This window comes from Streptococcus sp. A25 (genome assembly GCF_043674095.1).
Taxonomy (GTDB): domain Bacteria; phylum Bacillota; class Bacilli; order Lactobacillales; family Streptococcaceae; genus Streptococcus; species Streptococcus suis_V.
The window spans coordinates 64,305-83,320 of record NZ_JBIMJO010000008.1 but is presented as its reverse complement, the minus strand read 5'-3'; the positions used below and the strand labels follow the sequence as shown (position 1 = coordinate 83,320).

20 protein-coding genes and 1 pseudogene are annotated in these 19,016 nt (G+C 43.6%); all 21 read right to left on the bottom strand.

The features are described 5' to 3' along the window. Window positions 1-37: 37 nt before the first annotated feature. A complete protein-coding gene (locus ACHBID_RS04975) occupies window positions 38-1,981 on the bottom strand; it encodes a fructose-specific PTS transporter subunit EIIC (protein ID WP_394731918.1) in 1,944 nt (647 codons plus the stop codon). Beyond that, window positions 1,978-2,889 (bottom strand): 1-phosphofructokinase, encoded by a 912-nt coding sequence (gene pfkB / locus ACHBID_RS04970; RefSeq protein ID WP_394731919.1) that lies wholly within the window; start codon window positions 2,887-2,889, stop codon window positions 1,978-1,980. Before pfkB ends, ACHBID_RS04975 begins: the two co-directional genes overlap by 4 nt. After that, on the bottom strand, window positions 2,886-3,629 hold the full coding sequence (locus ACHBID_RS04965; protein ID WP_394731920.1) for a DeoR/GlpR family DNA-binding transcription regulator: 744 nt from the start codon (window positions 3,627-3,629) through the stop codon (window positions 2,886-2,888). The genes pfkB and ACHBID_RS04965 overlap by 4 nt, the downstream gene beginning before the upstream one ends. 109 nt (window positions 3,630-3,738) lie before the next feature. Further along, on the bottom strand, window positions 3,739-4,800 hold the full coding sequence (locus tag ACHBID_RS04960; RefSeq protein ID WP_394731921.1) for an aminotransferase class I/II-fold pyridoxal phosphate-dependent enzyme: 1,062 nt from the start codon (window positions 4,798-4,800) through the stop codon (window positions 3,739-3,741). 67 nt (window positions 4,801-4,867) lie between these two features. After that, window positions 4,868-5,131, bottom strand: a complete 264-nt coding sequence (locus ACHBID_RS04955; protein ID WP_394731922.1) for a type II toxin-antitoxin system RelE/ParE family toxin — start codon at window positions 5,129-5,131, stop codon at window positions 4,868-4,870. Then, entirely contained in the window at window positions 5,128-5,343 is a 216-nt protein-coding gene (gene relB, locus ACHBID_RS04950) for a type II toxin-antitoxin system RelB family antitoxin (protein WP_105111980.1), read from the bottom strand. Before relB ends, ACHBID_RS04955 begins: the two co-directional genes overlap by 4 nt. 645 nt (window positions 5,344-5,988) lie before the next feature. Next, window positions 5,989-6,609 carry a serine aminopeptidase domain-containing protein gene (locus tag ACHBID_RS04945; RefSeq protein ID WP_238140777.1) on the bottom strand — a complete coding sequence of 207 codons (621 nt, stop codon included), beginning with the start codon at window positions 6,607-6,609 and terminating at the stop codon, window positions 5,989-5,991. Further along, entirely contained in the window at window positions 6,610-6,927 is a 318-nt protein-coding gene (locus ACHBID_RS04940) for a hypothetical protein (RefSeq protein WP_238143450.1), read from the bottom strand. A 34-nt stretch (window positions 6,928-6,961) separates the two neighbouring features. Next, a pseudogene (locus ACHBID_RS04935) lies at window positions 6,962-7,911 on the bottom strand (IS30 family transposase). 212 nt (window positions 7,912-8,123) lie between these two features. After that, complete coding sequence (locus ACHBID_RS04930; protein ID WP_394731923.1) at window positions 8,124-9,146, bottom strand: branched-chain amino acid aminotransferase; 1,023 nt, start codon at window positions 9,144-9,146, stop codon at window positions 8,124-8,126. Between the two features lie 227 nt (window positions 9,147-9,373). Beyond that, window positions 9,374-10,102 (bottom strand): tRNA (guanosine(37)-N1)-methyltransferase TrmD, encoded by a 729-nt coding sequence (trmD, locus tag ACHBID_RS04925; protein ID WP_394731939.1) that lies wholly within the window; start codon window positions 10,100-10,102, stop codon window positions 9,374-9,376. Further along, on the bottom strand, window positions 10,092-10,610 hold the full coding sequence (rimM, locus tag ACHBID_RS04920) for a ribosome maturation factor RimM (protein WP_394731924.1): 519 nt from the start codon (window positions 10,608-10,610) through the stop codon (window positions 10,092-10,094). Before rimM ends, trmD begins: the two co-directional genes overlap by 11 nt. 540 nt (window positions 10,611-11,150) lie before the next feature. Next, entirely contained in the window at window positions 11,151-12,920 is a 1,770-nt protein-coding gene (locus ACHBID_RS04915; protein ID WP_105160954.1) for an ABC transporter ATP-binding protein, read from the bottom strand. A gap of 9 nt (window positions 12,921-12,929) precedes the next feature. After that, complete coding sequence (locus tag ACHBID_RS04910; protein ID WP_170239461.1) at window positions 12,930-14,669, bottom strand: ABC transporter ATP-binding protein; 1,740 nt, start codon at window positions 14,667-14,669, stop codon at window positions 12,930-12,932. A 59-nt stretch (window positions 14,670-14,728) separates the two neighbouring features. Next, the gene (locus tag ACHBID_RS04905) at window positions 14,729-14,971 is read right to left on the bottom strand and encodes a KH domain-containing protein (RefSeq protein ID WP_105111986.1); all 243 of its coding nucleotides are present in this window, start codon (window positions 14,969-14,971) and stop codon (window positions 14,729-14,731) included. 21 nt (window positions 14,972-14,992) lie between these two features. Beyond that, window positions 14,993-15,265, bottom strand: a complete 273-nt coding sequence (rpsP, locus tag ACHBID_RS04900; RefSeq protein WP_105111987.1) for a 30S ribosomal protein S16 — start codon at window positions 15,263-15,265, stop codon at window positions 14,993-14,995. Window positions 15,266-15,389: 124 nt separating this feature from the next. Then, window positions 15,390-15,686, bottom strand: a complete 297-nt coding sequence (locus ACHBID_RS04895; RefSeq protein WP_105112015.1) for a DUF4298 domain-containing protein — start codon at window positions 15,684-15,686, stop codon at window positions 15,390-15,392. A gap of 11 nt (window positions 15,687-15,697) precedes the next feature. After that, window positions 15,698-16,345 carry a pyroglutamyl-peptidase I gene (gene pcp / locus ACHBID_RS04890; RefSeq protein ID WP_105111988.1) on the bottom strand — a complete coding sequence of 216 codons (648 nt, stop codon included), beginning with the start codon at window positions 16,343-16,345 and terminating at the stop codon, window positions 15,698-15,700. A 7-nt stretch (window positions 16,346-16,352) separates the two neighbouring features. Continuing rightward, window positions 16,353-17,108, bottom strand: coding sequence for a class I SAM-dependent methyltransferase (locus tag ACHBID_RS04885; RefSeq protein WP_394731925.1), 756 nt, complete (start codon window positions 17,106-17,108; stop codon window positions 16,353-16,355). Between the two features lie 148 nt (window positions 17,109-17,256). Then, on the bottom strand, window positions 17,257-18,252 hold the full coding sequence (locus ACHBID_RS04880) for a YhdH/YhfP family quinone oxidoreductase (RefSeq protein WP_394731926.1): 996 nt from the start codon (window positions 18,250-18,252) through the stop codon (window positions 17,257-17,259). A gap of 324 nt (window positions 18,253-18,576) precedes the next feature. Further along, window positions 18,577-18,915: an ATP cone domain-containing protein gene (locus tag ACHBID_RS04875; RefSeq protein ID WP_105111991.1), complete on the bottom strand. Its 339-nt coding sequence runs from the start codon at window positions 18,913-18,915 to the stop codon at window positions 18,577-18,579. Between the last annotated feature and the right edge of the window lie 101 nt (window positions 18,916-19,016).

Genomic DNA, 19,016 nt, shown 5'->3' with positions numbered 1-19,016 from the left:
GCTAAAAAACCTTGCCAGGAGACAAGGTTTTAGTTGATTATTTTGGTTGGCGAAGAGCTCCGTAGAGGACACCTGACACCACTGCACCAATCAATACGTAAAGGATGTAAAGTAATGGGTTAGAGGTCAAAGCGATAACGAAGATACCACCGTGTGGCGCCATCAATTGAATGCCTGACAAACCTACCAAGGCACCTGCAAGGGCAGAACCTGCGATAAAGCTTGGGATTGCACGAGCTGGGTCAGCAGCACCAAATGGAATCGCACCTTCAGTGATGAATGAAAGCCCCATAACGATGTTAGTCAAACCTGAATTGCGCTCTTCTTGAGTAAATTTATTTTTGTAAAGCAAGGTAGCAACGAATACTGCCAACGGTGGTACCATACCACCTGCCATAACTGCCGCCATCGCAACAGATCCACCATCTGCAACAGTTGCTGCAAGGGTACCCGTACCGAAGACATAAGCTGCCTTGTTGACTGGACCACCCATATCGACTGCCATCATACCACCGAGGACAAGGCCAAGGAGAATAGCAGAGCTACCTTCAAGACCAGCAAGGAAATTATTCATGCCAGTGTTAATTGCAGCCATTGGGATGTTGACGAAGAACATCAAGAAACCAGTGATAGCTGTTCCCAAAAGTGGCAAGAGCAAGATTGCATTCAAACCTTGGAGTGATTTTGGCATATTACGCAAAGCGTTGCGAAGAACAAGAACTACACCACCAGCAAGGAAACCACCAACAAGGGCACCCAAGAAACCAGATGATACACCTGCGAGAGCAAGGGTTTCTTCACCACCAGCTGCGTAAGGGATTTTACCGAAAGCAAGACCGCTGCTAGCGATTGCACCAGCTACGAAACCAGCAACCAAACCTGGTTTTTCAGCGATTGAGTAAGCAATGTAACCTGCAAGAAGTGGCAACATGAAGCCAAAAGCTGCTCCACCAATCTTCATGAACATAGCTGCGATTTCGTTGTATGACCCCAGGCTACCAAGACTGTCGCTTGGTACACCGAGCAAGTTATCAAACAAGAAAGCAAGGGCAATCAAGATACCGCCACCAATAACGAATGGCAACATTTGAGAAACACCGCTCATCAAGTGTTTATAGAATGCTTTACCAAGGCTAAGTTTTTCTGAAGATTCCACAGTAGCTGCTCCTTCTGACGCTGTGTAGGCTGCTGCTTTACCGTTCAAGATGGTGTTAATCAATTCTTCTGGTTGTTTGATACCAGCTGCGACTGGACGAGATACCAATGGTTTGCCATTGAAACGAGGCATGTCAACAGCCTTATCTGCTGCAATGATAACACCCGCTGCATTCTTGATGTCTTCAGCAGTTAGTTTGTTACCAACACCTGATGCACCATTTGTTTCAACCTTGATATCAACACCCATCTCAGCAGCCTGCTTCTTAAGAGCTTCTTCTGCCATGTAAGTGTGAGCAATACCAGTTGTACATGCTGTAACAGCAACGATAAATGGACGGTCGCCACTTGGAGCTACAACCACTTCTTCAGCCGCTTCAGCTGTATCGAAAACTGCAATCACTTCTTCAGGATTTGTTGCCGCACGAAGTCTATCAGCAAATCCAGCTTTCATCAAGTATTTAGACAATTCCGCAAGGGCAGCCAAGTGTGTATCGTTAGCACCTTCTGGAGCCGCAATCATGAAGAACAAGTCAGTTGGCTGACCGTCAAGACTTGCATAGTCAACACCCTTGTTTGATTTTGCAAAGAGAACAGTCGCTTCTTTTACAGCTGCATTCTTAGCATGTGGCATAGCAATTCCATCACCAAGACCTGTTGTTGTCTGTGCTTCACGGTTCATGATACCTGTTTTGAAAACATCAAAATCAGTTACGTATCCTTTTTCTACCAAGCTAGCAATCATTTCATCGATCACAGCTTCCTTGCTTGTCGCTTGCAAATCAAGCAACATGACATCTTTTTTCAAAACGTCTTGAATTTTCATAGTGTTTCTACCTCAACTTTTTCATAAGTTTCCTTAATAAATTCGATACTTGCCAAATCGTCTGAAAAGGCTGTTGCCGTACCGCAAGCAACTCCCCATTTGAGAGCTTCAATCGGGTCCTGTGAGCGAACGTATTCGCCAGTAAACCCTGCCACCATGGAATCTCCAGCTCCGACAGAATTTTTCACCGTACCCTTGATTGGTTTAGCAAAGTAAGTAGCTGCTGGAGTGACCAACAAAGCACCATCACCAGCCATAGAAATGATAACATTCTGAGCTCCCATGTCTAAGATTTTCTTAGCATAGGTCTCGATGTCTGTAATGCCACTCAATTCAACATTGAAAATAGCTTCCAATTCATGATTGTTCGGCTTGACCAAGAGTGGTTGGTGAGCCAGTGAATCCAGAAGCGTTTGCCCTTCAAAGTCACAGACCACTTGTGCTCCTGCTTTTTTCGCCACAGGAATCAGTCTACTGTAGACTTCATTTCCAAGACTCGCAGGTGCTGAACCAGCAAAGACAACTATATCATCTTTTGTCAATCCAGCCAAAACCATTTCTAATTCTGCCAATTGTGTATCGGTTACAATCGGACCCAATCCATTGATTTCTGTTTCTTGGTCGGCCTTGATTTTCACATTTATGCGGGTATCTTGGTCAACTTGAACAAAATCCGTATCAATACCCTCGGCTATCAAGCCATCCTTGATGAATTGGCCAGTAAAACCACCGAGAAAACCAGTAGCGGTGTTGGAATGTCCCAATCGCTTCAAGATGCGACTGACGTTAATTCCCTTACCACCAGTATACTTATCATCGCTCTCCATACGATTGACACTACCTGTCTCGACATGGTCAAGACGAACGATATAGTCAATGGCTGGGTTGAGCGTAACCGTATATATCATACTTCTATTACCCTCGTTTTTTCTTTGATAATATCAAACACATGGCTGTCGCTGGATTGACAGATAATGGAGGCTTTTTCGACTGCAGCAACCTTGACAAAGGAAAATTGACCAATTTTGGAGGCATCAGCCAGGACAAAACTTTCCTTGGCATTGTCCAAGACTGTCCGTTTTATGGTCGCCTCTTCGATGTCAGGCGTTGTCAAGAAATCCTTGTCAATCCCGTTCATTCCCAAAAAGGCCTTGTCAAAATTAAGCTGTCGCAGTTGTTCTAAAGCCACCGCACCAATTGATGCATCGGTCGAACTTTTGACATTTCCACCAATGATAATGGTTTTAATCTGCTTTTCAACCAGTCGAACGGCGTGATGAATGGAGTTTGTCACGACTGTCAGGTTTTCTTGGTCCAGCAAATCAATCAAAAGCCCTGTCGTGGTGCCTGCATCCAGGAAAATCACATCCCCTGAAACAATCTGCTCTGCTGCTTTTTCAGCAACCTGTCGTTTTTCGTGAACGTTTTTGACAGATTTTTCATGTATGCTTTCTTCCAGTTGCAGATTGGCTGGCGCCTCTGCACCACCGTGAACACGACGAAGTTTTCCTGCTGCTTCTAAATCATCCAAATCCCTACGCACCGTTGATTCTGAAGTATTCAAAATGTCTACCAATTCTTCCAGACGGACAAACTGTTCTTCCTTTATCTTCTCAAGAATCACTTGTTTGCGTTCCGATTTGAGCATGTCACCACCTCCTGAAATCGTTTACAAATTCTATTATACACAAAAATATCTCATTGTCAATCATTTTCTATCAAATTCTTTCAAAAAATATCTAAAAACAGCAGGAAATTTAAATTCCTGCCACTTCTTTTATCATTTTCTTCATTGTATCCATTTCTTCTGGTCGTCCAATAGCCATACGAATGTGATTGGCAAGGACGCCTTGGGAATAATATTTGAAATTCCAGTCTTTGGTAAGGGCAAATTCGTACAAATCCTTGCTCCAAGGCGCAGAAAAGGTCACAAAATTCGCTTGGCTAGGTAAAACACGGCAATCAGGAATAGCCTGCAAGAATTCGATAAACGCAGTGCGTATAGATTTCAGCTCTGCTATTTTTTCAATAACCAAATCCCTATGAGCTAAGGCTAGTGTGCCGATTTTCGCCGTGACATTGGACAAACTATAGGGCGGAATAATCTTGTCCAGCTCAACAATCAGTTGCTCCTGAGCTACCGCAAATCCGAGCCGGATGCCAGCTAGTCCGAAGGCCTTGGACAGGGTGCGCAGGACAATCAGATTGTCATACTGGTTGATTTTCTCTACAAAACTACTGCTGTCCGCAAACTCGATATAGGCCTCATCAATAACGACCAGACCATCGAATTGGGCGATAATTTTCTCGACTTGGACTGAATCAAAAGCGACTGAAGAGGGATTGTTAGGATTGGAAAACATGATCATCTTGGCCTTGACTGATTTGGCATAGGCCAGCAAATCATCCGCCTTGAGGACAAAGGTTTGCTTGTCTTGTGGCAGGTCGTAAGAGACAAACCGACTGCCATGTATCTGATTGTAGACCTCGTACATGAAAAAGTCTGGATTGATGGTCAAAAAGACCTCATCGTGCTTGAGGGCGCCGATAACAATCATGTGTACCAGAAAATCCGACCCGACTCCTGCTGTCACTTGTTGGGGCTGGACACCGAGATAATTGGCATAGATTTCAATCAATTCTGCGTAGCGATTGTCACCGTAAAAAGTCAATTCGCCCGCTTTCAATTGCTCCAAACTTTCCTCCAACAAAAAAGTCCAATCAATCAGGCGGTTTTCATTGTCGCCCAGATTGTGAACTGCCTGTCCCGGTAATTTATAGGGTTCTAAATCTTGTAAATCATCTCTAAATACTGTCATGCTTGCTCCTAAATTTGTTTTGGCTTGATTGGTTTGAAGTCAAGAAAAATATCCTTTGACTCGGATGCTAATAACTATCTCTGCGGTGACCGATGGCGAACACTTCAATGACAATTTCATTATCGTAAATATTTGCTAAAATCCGATAATTTCCTACACGATAACTCCATTCTCCTGACCGATTAGCTGTCAATCCCTTGCCATGCAGACGTGGGTTGTCGGTATGTGCAATGTTATTATCAATCCAAGTCAAGATTGATTTTCGAGTAAAAGCATCTAATTTCTTCAGTTGTTTTACGGCCCTTGAAGTATAGGTTAACTTATAGGTCATAGCCCAAACTCCGCCATTAACTCCTCATGCGAAATGCGAACTCCGTCATCCTCTGCCATAGCCTGACGAAGAACAGCCAAATCATATTCATCCTCTATCCTCTCCAACATAGCCTGACGTGCAAACTCTGAAATCGTTAGCCCATGCAACTGGATATAGTTCTTAATCAGTTTAGAATCCTCATCGTTAATCCGTAACGTCATAGTAGTCATCACCCGACCTCCTTTATAATACATTGTATTCAAAATAGGATAGAAAGTCAAGAAAAGCATGGCCCTGAGATATTTCATCTATAAAAAGAGAAGCTAGCCTTTGGGCTGCTCCTCTCATCGACTTGTTTTGAGGCCTTTTGGTGTCATTTAGACGCAAATTTGCTAGAAGTACAACCAGCAAAAATCCTAAATAGGGAAACCTTAGCCAGCCCAGCTGACTTGGCAAAGTCCATGAAAAAATGCCTAAGCTACTAAAACTCGTCACTACAGCAATCGATATTTTTCCTATCGTAATCAAATACTATCGTTTGAACACAAGAGATTGTTTTGATATCGATCGGGTGATGTCCTCGCACTTCTTCCAGAGAATATGGCGTAAAATCCAGTAACCAAAACCCAGTAGAGACAGCGATAAGATTAGAGCGTTTGATATTAGGTCTGAAATTAGCATAGGAAGCCACCTCACTTTCTAGGGATATTCTACTATGAAAGAGTTTTTTTGCAAGTTTTTTCCTGATAAATCTAGTCCAAAGATGCAACCAACAACTCCGCCACTGCTCATTCAGAAACCAATCACCTCATTTTTGGTCGCATATTTGCCACGTTAATCAAAAACCTCCCAAAGTTATTGAGAGGGTGAGATGCTTACAAATGAGCTTTAATAAATCGGTCAATACTGTCATTCATGACGCGAAGTGCCTCATTTTCCACTGGATAGTGACTGCCGTTTGGCAAATGAACGACTTCAACAGGAGCTTTAGAAATGTGATCCAAAACAGGACGACTTAATTCATAAGGTGTCCACTTGTCTGCATCAGGCTGAGTGAGCAAAATAGGCGCAATATCAAAATCCTGCGGACTGATCTTGGGCACATAATTCATGTAGGATTGTAGGAAGTTGATAGAGGCTAAGTTGCCCGCTGAGGTTTTGTCTTGCAAAAAGATTGCCAGTAATTCTTTGTCGTTGACAAGAGCAGACATTTTAGAAACCAAGGTCATCGGTAACTGCGTACTGCCTAATCCTATAGCCTTACCTAGAGTTATGGCAGGTACCCCAATGCGTCCGGTCAAGATATGACTGGTTGCCTTGTCTCTAACCAGCTGAGATTTCTGTTCTAAAAAGGTCATGCCGATTATACCTCTGACCTCTGGATTGCGAACAGCAACATGATAAGTTTCCATACCACCTGCACTCAGACCGTAAAGGAATATTGGACGATTGTCACGCGCCAGTTCCTTATCAATTAAAGCAGCCCCAATTTCCACTCAGTCATCATAGGTAATTTTGTTGCGATTGCGCACCTCTGTGACACCGTAAGTCGGCATATCAATCATAATGGTTTCGTAACCGTTCTTAGCTTGTGGGCCACCCAAAATCATTGAAATCTGTCTCCCATTGGTACCTACGCCGTGAAAGGCAATAATCTTAGCAGGGGCTTCTGGATTTCTAAACGTGTCCAAATGCAGGCGATGCCCCTTATAGTCCCACCATTCTTCCGCTGGCTGATAGGTATCTGTAAACTGGTAATCTGCTGGTATCTTCTTCATGATTTCTTTCCAAGTTGTTTGCGTTTGGTATGTCATACTATTTTCCACTTTTTCGTTTTTTTCTAAATTGTCAAATTATGCTAGACTTTTTCAAGAAACCCAGAAAAACTTTGTAGGATGTTTGATAATTCAAAGACTTTCTAGGAATCTTATTCCTCTCATCAGCTATAGCTGATAAAAACTGCTGAGAAATATCGGTAAAGTCCATCTGTTTAGGCAATCCGCTTCGTCTTAGTAAGCCATTTGAGTGTTCATTGAGACCTCGTTGTCCAGGACAACCTGGATCGGCAAAGAAAATATCGATGTCATGTGCATTCGAAATAGACTTCCAATTGGAAAACTCTTTCCCACAATCAAAAGTAATCGACTTAAAGAGATGCCTGGGGAATTGAGATAGCCATTAATTGATGGCAACCTCAATATCACTTGCTTTTCGTCCCTTAGTTTTCAGTGTAATGATTGCTTTTGAAAGTCGTTCTACTAAGGTAATGACCGCACTTTTGTGTTTCTCGCCAACCATTGTATCTCCTTCTAGGTGTCCGAACTCTGTATGAAAATCAGGATAGAGTTCAGCTCTTTCCCGTAAATCTCTGCGAAAGGCTTGTTTTCCTCTTTTTTCGCTATGATCATTTAGTTTTCGTTTTTCTTTCCAAGGGAGGTCTTCCTTCTTGAAAACACCACGGTCTGCTAGCCGATAGAGAGTTCTCATAGAACAAGAAATCCTATCTGGATAAGTTCCTTTAATGACATCAAGGCTCCAGCTTTGATCTAAATGAGTTTGAATAAAGTCTTTTTCTGCTTGCGACAGACTTATTTTCCTCCGACCGCAGCGCTTCTTATTGGCTTTATAGTGTTCGTAATAGTCATAGGCAGAATGTCCGTCTTTGAGAAAGTTGATAACATGATAGACGGTCTGCTTTGATCTTCCAAGAGCCTTCATAATATCTGTAACTTTTGTACCTTCTTGGTAATAAGCTTCTATCATTACGAGTTCATTTGTGGTTCATGGGTATAGGTCATTTATGTTAGTTCCTTTCAGACAAATGTGGTAGTTTATCTGAGCCTAATATAGATGGCTTTTTCTGTCTTGCTTAATTTTACAAATTGAGATACCATAAATATTCAAAATGCAAAGAGTATCTTGCTTTAAAAAAAAAAAAAAAGCATTTTGGTGCCTAAAAAATAAAATACCCTACCTCTGCACATAAACATGCAAAAATAGAGTATTATTTTTATTCCACTTCAACAATCCAGCCTGCAGGTGCTTCAACGTCACCGAATTGGATTCCTGTTAATTCTTCATAGAGCTTACGAGTAACAGGTCCTACCTCAGTCTCACTGTAGAAGACATGGAATTTATCGCCATGCTGCACTCCGCCGATTGGAGAGATAACGGCTGCTGTTCCGCAGGCTCCTGCTTCGACAAACTGGTCTAATTCTTCGACAAGGACTTCACGCTCCACAGCCTTCATACCCAGACGATGCTCTGCCAAGTACAAAAGAGAATACTTGGTAATAGAGGGCAAAATTGACGGTGAAATTGGCGTAACAAACTCGTTGTCAGCTGTAATCCCAAAAAAGTTTGCTGAGCCGACTTCTTCAATCTTGGTGTGGGTAGCTGGGTCCAGATAAATCACATCTGAGAAGCCCTGCTTTTTAGCATATTGGCCCGGCAAGAGCGATGCTGCGTAGTTTCCACCGACCTTGGCTGCTCCAGTTCCGTTAGGTGCTGCACGGTCATACTTATCTTGGATGAGGAAGTTGGTCGGAGCCAAACCGCCTTTGAAATAGTTACCAACTGGCATGGCAAAAACGGTGAAAATGTACTCCTCAGCAGGTTTTACGCCAATGATGTCACCGACACCAATGAGGAGCGGGCGAAGATAGAGGGTGCCACCAGTTCCATAGGGAGGAACGTAGTCTGCGTTGGCTTTGACCACTTCTTTGCAAGCCTTGATGAAGAGCTCCGTCGGAACAGGCTCCATGAGCAAGCGGTCTGCTGTTCGTTGCAGGCGCTCAGCGTTTTGGTCTGGACGAAAGAGCTGGAGTTTTCCCTCCTTGGTGCGATAAGCTTTTAGCCCTTCAAAAGCTTGTTGGCCGTAATGGAGGGCTGGAGAACTTTCTGAAATGTGCAAATTTGCATCATCTGTCAACTCTCCCTCGCTCCATTGGCCATCTTTAAAATGCGCAATAAAACGGTAGGGTAATTTCATATAGGAAAAGCCTAGATTTTCCCAATCAAGATTTACAGTCATAGTGTTCACTCCTTGTTAGAAGCTGGATTTACAGCTCAACGCCTCTAACGAAGGTTGGTTTTCTGCCACTCAGCCTTCGTTTTCTTGAGACACGGTCAAAGTTCCAGCAAAATTACTGGATACAGCTCCTTATTTTTTACTATTCTACTACTTTTGATGATGAATTTCAAGAAAAATTCAGAAAATTTTGTCAATCTAATAAAAAAGAAAAGGAACAAGGATTGTCCCTAATCTTCTGGTGATACTTCTGCTTTGATTTTCTGGAAAATATCTTCCTCTTCTGCCGTCATGTCATATTTCTCTAACAAGTCAGGACGACGCTCATAAGTCTTGCGTAGGCTTTGCTCCAAGCGCCATTTCCGGATATTTTCATGGTGACCACTCATAAGCACATCTGGGACGACCATGCCACGGTATTCATAAGGGCGCGTGTACTGGGGGTATTCCAACAAACCAGATGAAAAACTGTCATCCGTGTGGCTAGCTTCCTTGCCAATCACCTCTGGAATCAAGCGCACCGTCGCATCAATCATGGTCATGGCAGCCAGCTCGCCACCAGTCAATACATAATCACCAAGAGAAATCTCGTCTGTCACCAAGGTCTTAATCCGCTCATCGTAGCCTTCATAGTGACCACAGATGAAAATCAACTGCTCCTCCTGAGCCAATTCCTCAGCGTAAGCTTGATTAAAAGTCCGACCGGCTGGGTCCAGCAAAATCACGCGCGGATTGGTTTGGTGAATGGCATCCATAGTGTCAAAAATCGGTTGAGCCCGCAAGAGCATACCTTGACCACCACCGTAGGGCTCATCATCCACATGGCGTGACTTCTCTGCCTTTTCACGGAAATTATGATAATTGATTTCAAGCAACCCCTTGTCCCGCGCCTTGCCGACAATAGAATGTTCCAAGGGCGCAAACATTTCTGGAAAGAGAGTCAAAATATCAATCTTCATCATCCAGCCCCTCGAGCAATTCTACATCGACGCGCTTGTTTTCAATGTCAATATTAAGAACAACTGGCGGAATATAGGGCAAAAGCAAATCTTTCTTGCCTTTTCGTTTGACCACCCAAACATCATTGGCACCCGGTTGCAGGATTTCCTTGATTTGTCCGATGAACTGGTCATTTTCATAGACATCCAGCCCGATGATTTCATGGTAGTAAAACTCACCTTCCTCCAAGTCTGTCAGATTTTCCTCCGCAATCTTGAGGCTAAAGCCCTTGTATTTCTCAATGTCGTTGATATGATAGAGCCCTTTGAACTTGATAATATCGAAGTTCTTGGCCTTGCGGTGGGAGGCAATTTCCACTTCCATGACAAACTGATCCTTGTCATCAAAAAGCGCCAAGACTGCGCCTTTTTTAAAACGTTCCTCAGCGAAGTCCGTCACAGACAGGACACGCATTTCTCCTTGCAAGCCTTGGGTATTGACAATTTTTCCTACGTTAAAATAATTCATGTGTTCTCCGTTTGTTTTTCTATTCATCTATTTTAACATGAGAGCAGAGATTTCTCAAGGGATTGAAAAAGCCGGCTAGCGCCGACTTATCTTGGGAGAATCTCCTTGATATCTTTCTTGGTTTTGACCGTTTTTTCATAGGGCAATTCCAGATAGGTTGCTCCTTTGGATTTGTGAGGTAGGCGTTCTTTCCGCTGGGCAAAAATTCTAAAAAGTAGAACTTATCTACCTGCGGGGGCGTCCTGCTTGCTAGGATTATCAAAGAAATAGGGGCGAATATATGTCACATCTGAATGAAGACGCGCAGCGTCCTTTCCTTCTAGAACAGCAATTTGCTGAAAGTCTGCGTTTTAGATAACAATTCTGTCCGCCTCCGGAAGGTCGATGCTTGTCTTTCGAAAGCCTAGATAGACAGCTAGGATGATGAGCGATAGGATTGTTAAAACCAGTTGAGATTTTTTCATGTACTCATACTCCCTGTTATTTCAAGTATTAGCATAACAAATCTAGCCAATTTCGGAAAATATCACTGTGAAAACCTTACTGACTGCTGCTAAACTGGCTTTGATAGAGATTATAGTAGAATCCTTCCTGGGCTAGCAGGCTTTCATGATTGCCCTGTTCAATGATTTGGCCGTCTTTGAGGACCAGAATCTTATCCGCCTCTTGAATGGTTGACAGACGATGGGCGATGACAAAGCTGGTTCTGCCCTGCATGAGCCGTTTCATAGCCTTCTGAATCAGCAATTCCAAGCGGGTATCAACGGATGAGGTCGCCTCATCAAGAATGAGAATGGAGGGATCAGCTAGCAAGGCACGCGCAATGGTCAAAAGCTGTTTTTGCCCCTGCGAAATATTGCTGGATTCCTGGTTCATCTCCATATTGTAACCACCAGGTAGGGTACGGATAAAGTGGTCCACATTGGCAATCTTGGCTGCCTCAACAATTTCCTCATCAGTGGCATCCAGGCGACCAAAACGAAGGTTTTCCTTGATAGTTCCTTCATAAAGCCAGGCATCCTGCAGAACCATACCAAATTGACTACGGTAGGACTGGCGTGATAATTGACGAATATCGTGACCGTCGACCTTAATGGCTCCAGATGTTACATCGTAAAATCGCATCAGCAGGTTAATGAGTGTAGTTTTTCCGGCACCCGTTGGTCCAACGATGGCCACCATTTCACCTGGCTTGACTTCCAGATTGAAATTGCGAATGAGAGGCTTGTCCTCAGAATAGCCAAATTCAACATTTTCAAAGCTGACTTGGCCGGTCAGATTGTCTGTCAAGGCTTGCTCATTGGCGTTGACCTCATCCACCTCATCTAGGACTGAAAAAATGCGCTCCAGGGAAGATTTAGCAGACTGCAACTGGGGAGCTAGCTGGGTAAGGGTTTGCACCGGCTGAGAAATTTGGAAGACATATTGGACGAAGGCCTGCAAATTACCAACTGTCAGACGCCCTGCCAAAACCTGGAGACCAGCCAAGAGGGCAATGATAACATAGGTCAGGTTTGACAAGCCCTGAACCACCGGCATCATCATGCCAGAGGTAAAGCTAGCCTTGAAACCAACCTCCTGCAGGTCCGTTGTAATTTGGCGAAATTCAAGTTTAGACTGCTCTTCCCGTCCGTAGAGTTTCAAAACATGGAAACCGGTCAGATTTTCCTGAATAAAGCCGTTGAGGCGACCCAGGATAGCAGCCTGTTCCTTGAAATAAGGCTGGGAGCGCTTGATGATATAGCTGGAACTAAAGTAAGTCAGGGGTACCAAGAGCAGAACGACCAAGGCCAGGGAAACATTGAGGTAGAAGGTCATGCCAATCGCAAAGGTCAAAATCAAGGCCGCATTGACAATTTGCAGGAAACTCTGCTGTAGGGCATTGGAAACCGTCTCAACGTCATTGGTAAAGCGGCCCAGGAGGTCACCATACTGCTCCTTGTCAAAATAGGAAACCGGGATTCGATTGATTTTTTGGCTCAAGTCCTGGCGCATATCACGGACAGCATGTTGAACACCCTTGGTCATGAAATAGTTAGAAAAATAAGCTCCAACTTCGTACATGAGGGCACGGAAGGCGTAAATTGCTAGGAGGGTTGCGACATAAGGCACGTTGATACCGGCTCCTTCAACACCCTTGGCCATATCCAATAAGTTTGCTGTCAGCTCGGTGATAACCATACCCAGCACCAGGGGCTCTAAGGTATTCATAATGGCACTGAGAATCTTCATAAGGATGGCAATAATGATAGAGCTTTTGTAGGTCCGCAAATAGGTCCAAACACGCTTAAAAACATTTGTATTCTTCATATCACCCTCCTATTCTTCTTCTGTCAAGGACTGACGATTGAGTTGAGAATTGGCAATTTCACGGTAGAATTCATTGCTTTCCATTAACTCATCGTGCTTACCACGACCGACAATTTCCCCTTCGTTGAGGACAATAATCTGATCCGCATCCATAATGGTTCCCACACGCTGGGCAACGATAAGGACAGTCGCATTTTCCGTCACTTCCTTGAGGCGCTTGCGTAAAATCGCATCTGTCCGATAGTCCAAGGCAGAGAAGGAATCATCAAAGATATAGATTTCTGGTTCCTTGACAATGGCACGCGCGATAGACAGTCGCTGTTTTTGCCCGCCAGACAGATTGCTACCGCCTTCTGCCAAATGGGTCTCAAACCGGTCTTCCTTGCTTTCGATAAAATCCTTGGCCTGAGCCACATCAGCCGCCGCATCCAGCTCCGTCATGCTGGCATCCAGCTTTCCATACTTGAGGTTTTCGGCGATTGTTCCGGTAAATAGCAGAGCTTTCTGCGGAATAAAGCCAATCTTGCTGCGGAGGGCTTTCAAATTGTAGCGTCTGACATCCACACCATCTACCAAGATCCGGCCCAGGGTCACATCGAAAAATCGCGGAATGAGCTGGACCAGAGTAGACTTACCAGAACCCGTTGAGCCAATAAAGGCAATGGTCTGACCAGGTTCTGCCTTAAAGGAGATATTGTGGAGAACAGGCGACTCGGTCTCACCTGGATAGGCAAAGGTCACATTGTCAAATTCCAGGTAACCGCGGGTTTCTGTCTCTGTAATCCCGTCTTCATTTTTAGAAATTGAAATCGGCATATCCAGAACTTCCTGAATCCGCTTGGCTGAAACTGCCGTCCGGGGATACATGGTAAAGAGATTGGCAAAGAGCAAGAAGGAGAAAAGGGCATGAAAACCATACTCAATAAAGGCAACTAGGTCACCGATTTGCAAGCTACCTTCTCTGAGCGGAGCAAGGGCAAACCAGACAATGGCCACAATCATGGCAATAATGATTTGTACAAAAAGTGGCTCCGTCAAACCTGTCAAGATGAAGAGTTTCTTAGAAATGCCGGTGTAATCCTCATTGACCTGCTCAAATCGTTCTTCTTGAAATTCTTCGCGCGCAAAAGCCCGGATGACCCGCAACCCCATGAGATTTTCACGGACGTACTGGTTAATCGTGTCCAACTTTTGCTGCTGCATTTCAGACAAAGGACGGGTCTTGATGGCCACATAATAGACGACCCAGACCAAGAAAGGCATAGCCACTGCAACTGTCCAAGCTAGTCCAGGACTGGTCACCAGGGTCATGATGACCGAGGCAATCATCATCATAGGCGTGATAACACCCAGTCGCAGAACCTGCTCCGCAAACTGCATGAGGACAAAGGCATCATTGGTAATCCGTGTTACAAGAGAAGAAACACCAATCTGCTCGTATTCATGATGGGAATAATCTTGGATTTTTTCATACAAATCATTGCGGATATCCTTGACAATATTGGTCGTCAACTGTCCAGCAGCATAGGCCAAAAGGACACGACCGACAATGCCCAACACAACGATTATCAACATCATCCAAGCCCAAAAATAGACTTGGTCAGGATTATTTTGCGTGAGCCCCTGGTCAATCATCCGAGCCAAGAAGGTTGGCAAACCAAGGTTGACCGCTACGAACAAAATTCCGGCAAACAGATCTAATATCAACCATTTTGGATAGTGTTTCAGATAGTTCCAAATAAGTTTCATAATTCCCTTTCTAGTTTTTTATCTTGAAGTAAGTAAAAAGCCACCAAATGGTGACCCTCTTATTCTTTCTCGTCAATCACTAAACGAACTTTTTTACCACTTGTTGGGACAGAATAGACAATCGTACGAATTGCAGAAATCGTGCGTCCTTTTCTACCGATAACACGGCCAATATCCGATTGATCCAAATCCAAATGATATTCCAAAAATTCAGGTGTATCAACGATTTTAATCGTCAAGCTGTCAGGCTGTGAAATCAAGGGTTTCACAATCGCAATAATGAGATTTTCAATCATGTCCATAAGTAGTCTCGCTTACTGTTCTTATTTAGAGAATTTTGATTCGTGGAATTTCTTCATAACGCCAGCGTTAGAAAGAAGGGCACGAACTGTGTCAGATGGTTGTGCACCTTTTGCCAACCACTCAAGTACACGCTCTTCTTTAAGAGTTACTGAGTTTTCAGCCAAAAGTGGGTTGTAAGTACCAACTGTTTCGATGAAACGACCATCGCGTGGAGCGCGTGAGTCTGCAACGTTAATACGGTAGAAAGGTTTCTTTTTAGAACCCATACGAGTCAAACGGATTTTTACTGCCATTTTTTATCTTCTCTTTTCTTATATGTTTTTTGGTTGGTGAAATAGCAGAGCTATTTAGCACATGTTCTATTATAACACACTTTCATCTGGTGTCAAGAAAAAAACTTGACACTTTTTAAAAATTTTATTGCTCAAGCAGATCTGCTAGTTCTCTCAGTTGACTTGCTAAATTCGAGCGGTCAAAAAGCAAATTATAGACTCCATCTTCACTCAATACACCGCAAGGAATACCATCAAAATAACCATTATTGGATAAATCAAGATCTTCCATATAGGTCTGGCTCTGATAATAATCTAGCAACCGTAAATAACTTGATTGTGCCTGATTGAGCTGGGTAACACTATCAGCAAGGGACTTGTTCATCTCCAGATGCATATTAAATATTTTTTCCATCTCCTCGACACGTTTACTAGCTTCCATACAATCCCCCATCAATGTGTTGCACCTCCAACGTTCTTCACATCCTCTTTGTCTTTAAATGCAACTATTGCTCCAATGGCTACTTCAACTCCTCTAACAATATCGGCTAGAGACATAGAGGCAAAGCCTGGTTTGTCAAGAACCTGTTCCGGCAGAAACGGAATATGAAGAAAACCAGCCTTAGTCTCTGGAAATTGTTTATCAGCTAAGTAAAGAGCTTGGTACATGAGATGGTTGCAGACAAAGGTCCCTGCGGTATTAGAAACAGAGGCTGGAAGACCTGCTGCACGAATGGCTTCAACCATTGCTTTGATGGGTAAGGTTGAAAAATAAGCAGGTTGCCCATCTTCACGAATCATAGTGTCAATTGGTTGTTGTCCTAAATTATCTGGAATGCGAGCATCGTCTTGGTTAATGGCAACACGCTCAGGTGTTAATTCCGTCCTTCCACCAGCCTGTCCAATACATAGCACAATATCTGGTGCATACTTAACCATGGCTTCTTCAAGAACACTTGCAGCTTGATAAAAAACAGTTGGAATCTCCTCAAGAAAAATCTCTGCGCCTGCAATCTGCTTTGGTAATGATTTAATGACCTCCAGTGCTGGATTGATAGACTCACCTCCAAATGGATCAAAACCAGTTACTAATATTTTCATTCTGTTCTCACTCCTTCAAACGAATTTCTCCATAATGAAATTTTTGACTAGGGCGAACATGGCGCATGAAACCAAATCGCTCAAAGACCGCATCACGAAAATGAGCTTTCAAGATAATCTTTTCCTTAGCCACCCGCTTGGCCTGAGCCAACAAATCCCCTGACAAGGGGGCAGCATTTGCTAGCCCTGCTAATCCGGACAAATTCTGCGATTCCTTAATCTCCTTCGAAAACATAGGGTCAAAATAAATCACATCAACCGACTTATCTGCCTGATTTTTCAAATAGGGCAAACTGTCTGTCCAGATGGCCTCAATGGACCGCATGGCCTGGTTGATATTTTCCTTGCCACTGTCAAAGGTTTGCAGACCACGGCTCACTAAAAAATACGTCAACTGCGAACTCTCCAATGCCCTCACCTGGTGTCCTCGGCTTGCCATGACAATACTGTCTGAAGCCAGACCCATGGTACAATCTAAAATAGTCTTTGGCTTGTCTCCAATCAATTCTAGGAGAGGGTCACGTCCAGCTTTGATACGAAGCATAGCAGTATCTGGGTGAAAAAAGAGGGATTGCCCACCCACTTGTTCCAAAACCAGCCGGTCTTTGTAAACTACCAAAACCCGGTCCATATCCGTAAAAAAACGGCTCAAGGCTTGCTTATTACGCGGCAGATAAATAGCAGGTAATTCTTTGGCAATGGACTCTGCAAGAGAAACTAGCTGACTATCCATCCCCAAACTCGTTGTCACAATCAGATTCATACTTTTCATTATACCAAAGAAACGACTAAAGTAATCCCTAGCCGTTTCATACTATTCAAAATTATCTTATCGTTTGTAGGCGCTTTGGTGTGCAACAGACTTCCGCCACTGATAGATTTTATTGTTCATCAAATCTCAGCAGTCCAGTTTATCCAATTTTGACAATGGTTCTACCCAAATGCCGCCCTTCTTTCAAAAGAGTCATGGTCTCAGGCAGTTCTTCCAAGCTGATTTCATCATAGGCCAGCTGGTCTACAATCTTCCATTCCTTGGCGAATTTTTCCCAGACTGCTGTCCGTTTTTCATGGCTAATTTGGACAGAATCAATTCCCAAAGCCTGTACACCACGGAGAATAAATGGCAGAACATTGGTCATCATCTTGACACCTCCGGCATTTCCACAAAGCGAAACAGCACCGTCATAGTCAATCTGTGGAATCAGATGAGCGACCACATCACCACCTACTGTATCCAGCACATAATTGTAAATCCCTTTGAGCAGGAGTGGATTCTCCTTGATAAAGACTTGATCTGGCTTGATAATCTTGCTAGCACCCAGCCGGCAAACCAGCTCATCCTGATTGTCCTTTCGGGTCAGAGCGCTAATGTGCTCATAGCCCTGAGATTTGAGAATGGCAAGCCCAACCGAGCCTACGCCACCACTAGCGCCTGTCACGAGAATCTGTGGTTGCTTGTCCACTGTCATTCCAGCCTTCTCAAGCGCCAAGACAGACAAACCAGCTGTGAGTCCCGCCGTTCCAAGGATCATGGCATCTTTCATTGTCAACCCTTCTGGCAATGGCACAACCCAATCTTTGGGAACGCGGGCATATTCAGAGAATCCGCCTGTATGGGACATGCCCATTTCATAGCCGGTCACCAGCACTTCCTGACCAAGAGTAAATTCATCTGTCTCCGAAGAAACGACAGTACCAGCCAAGTCTATACCTGGAATCATGGGATAATTCCGGATGACACCGGAATTTTTCTGCACAGCCAGCATGTCCTTGTAGTTGACCGAACTGTAGGCAACTTTGATAAGGACTTGACCTTCATGCAAATCATCCACTGTAATGGTTTTTGGAGCAAATACAATCTCGTCGCCTACTTGCTCAACAACCATAGCCTTAAATTCTCTATTCATTTGATAACCTCCGATTTTGATATAGGATAGAGTCAGCTTCCCAACCTCTCTACCTTACCTCCTCTCCGTTTTCTATCTGTTATTATAATAAAACATTTCAGAGAATTCGTCCAGCTAAAACCGATTTAAAAATAAAATTTTAGTCTGGATTTTCAAAAAAGATAAGAGGAAATAAAAAATCCCTAAGGCACGAACTTAGGGAATGACTAGTTATAAAATCCAGATTATCAAAAAGGATGGATTTCATTTATTCTAGCATATTATGTCATAAATTACCAATAGTTTTTAGTTACATGAACCTATAGCTATAAACTATAACTACTTTTAACGTACTTGCTCAAATCGCAAATGAACGACAATCTTATCCGCGTAGCCATTGCGTTCCAAATCACGCTGCAGGCGATAAGAAATATAATGCTCTGCGATTGAGATATAGCCGGCATCCAGCAAACGGTGCTCCACCTGGGATTGTACCATGCTGATGGTTGGGCGTTCTGTATGAGCCTCTTCCAAGTCAAGTACGACCTTCTTAGTCACCTGGGCAAGGTTTTTCCGCCAGGTATCATCAATCACATAAACTGTCTGCGCAGCCTTTAAAATGGCTTGATAAATCTTTTCTGGGTCAAATTCAACAATCTCTCCACTACGTTTAATGACTTGCATATTAAGCTCCTTTCTGGTTTTCAGTAAACCCTTTCATACTCCTATTATCTAGGTTTTTCATGGTTTTGTCAAGTTATAATTTTCATTCTATGATATAATAT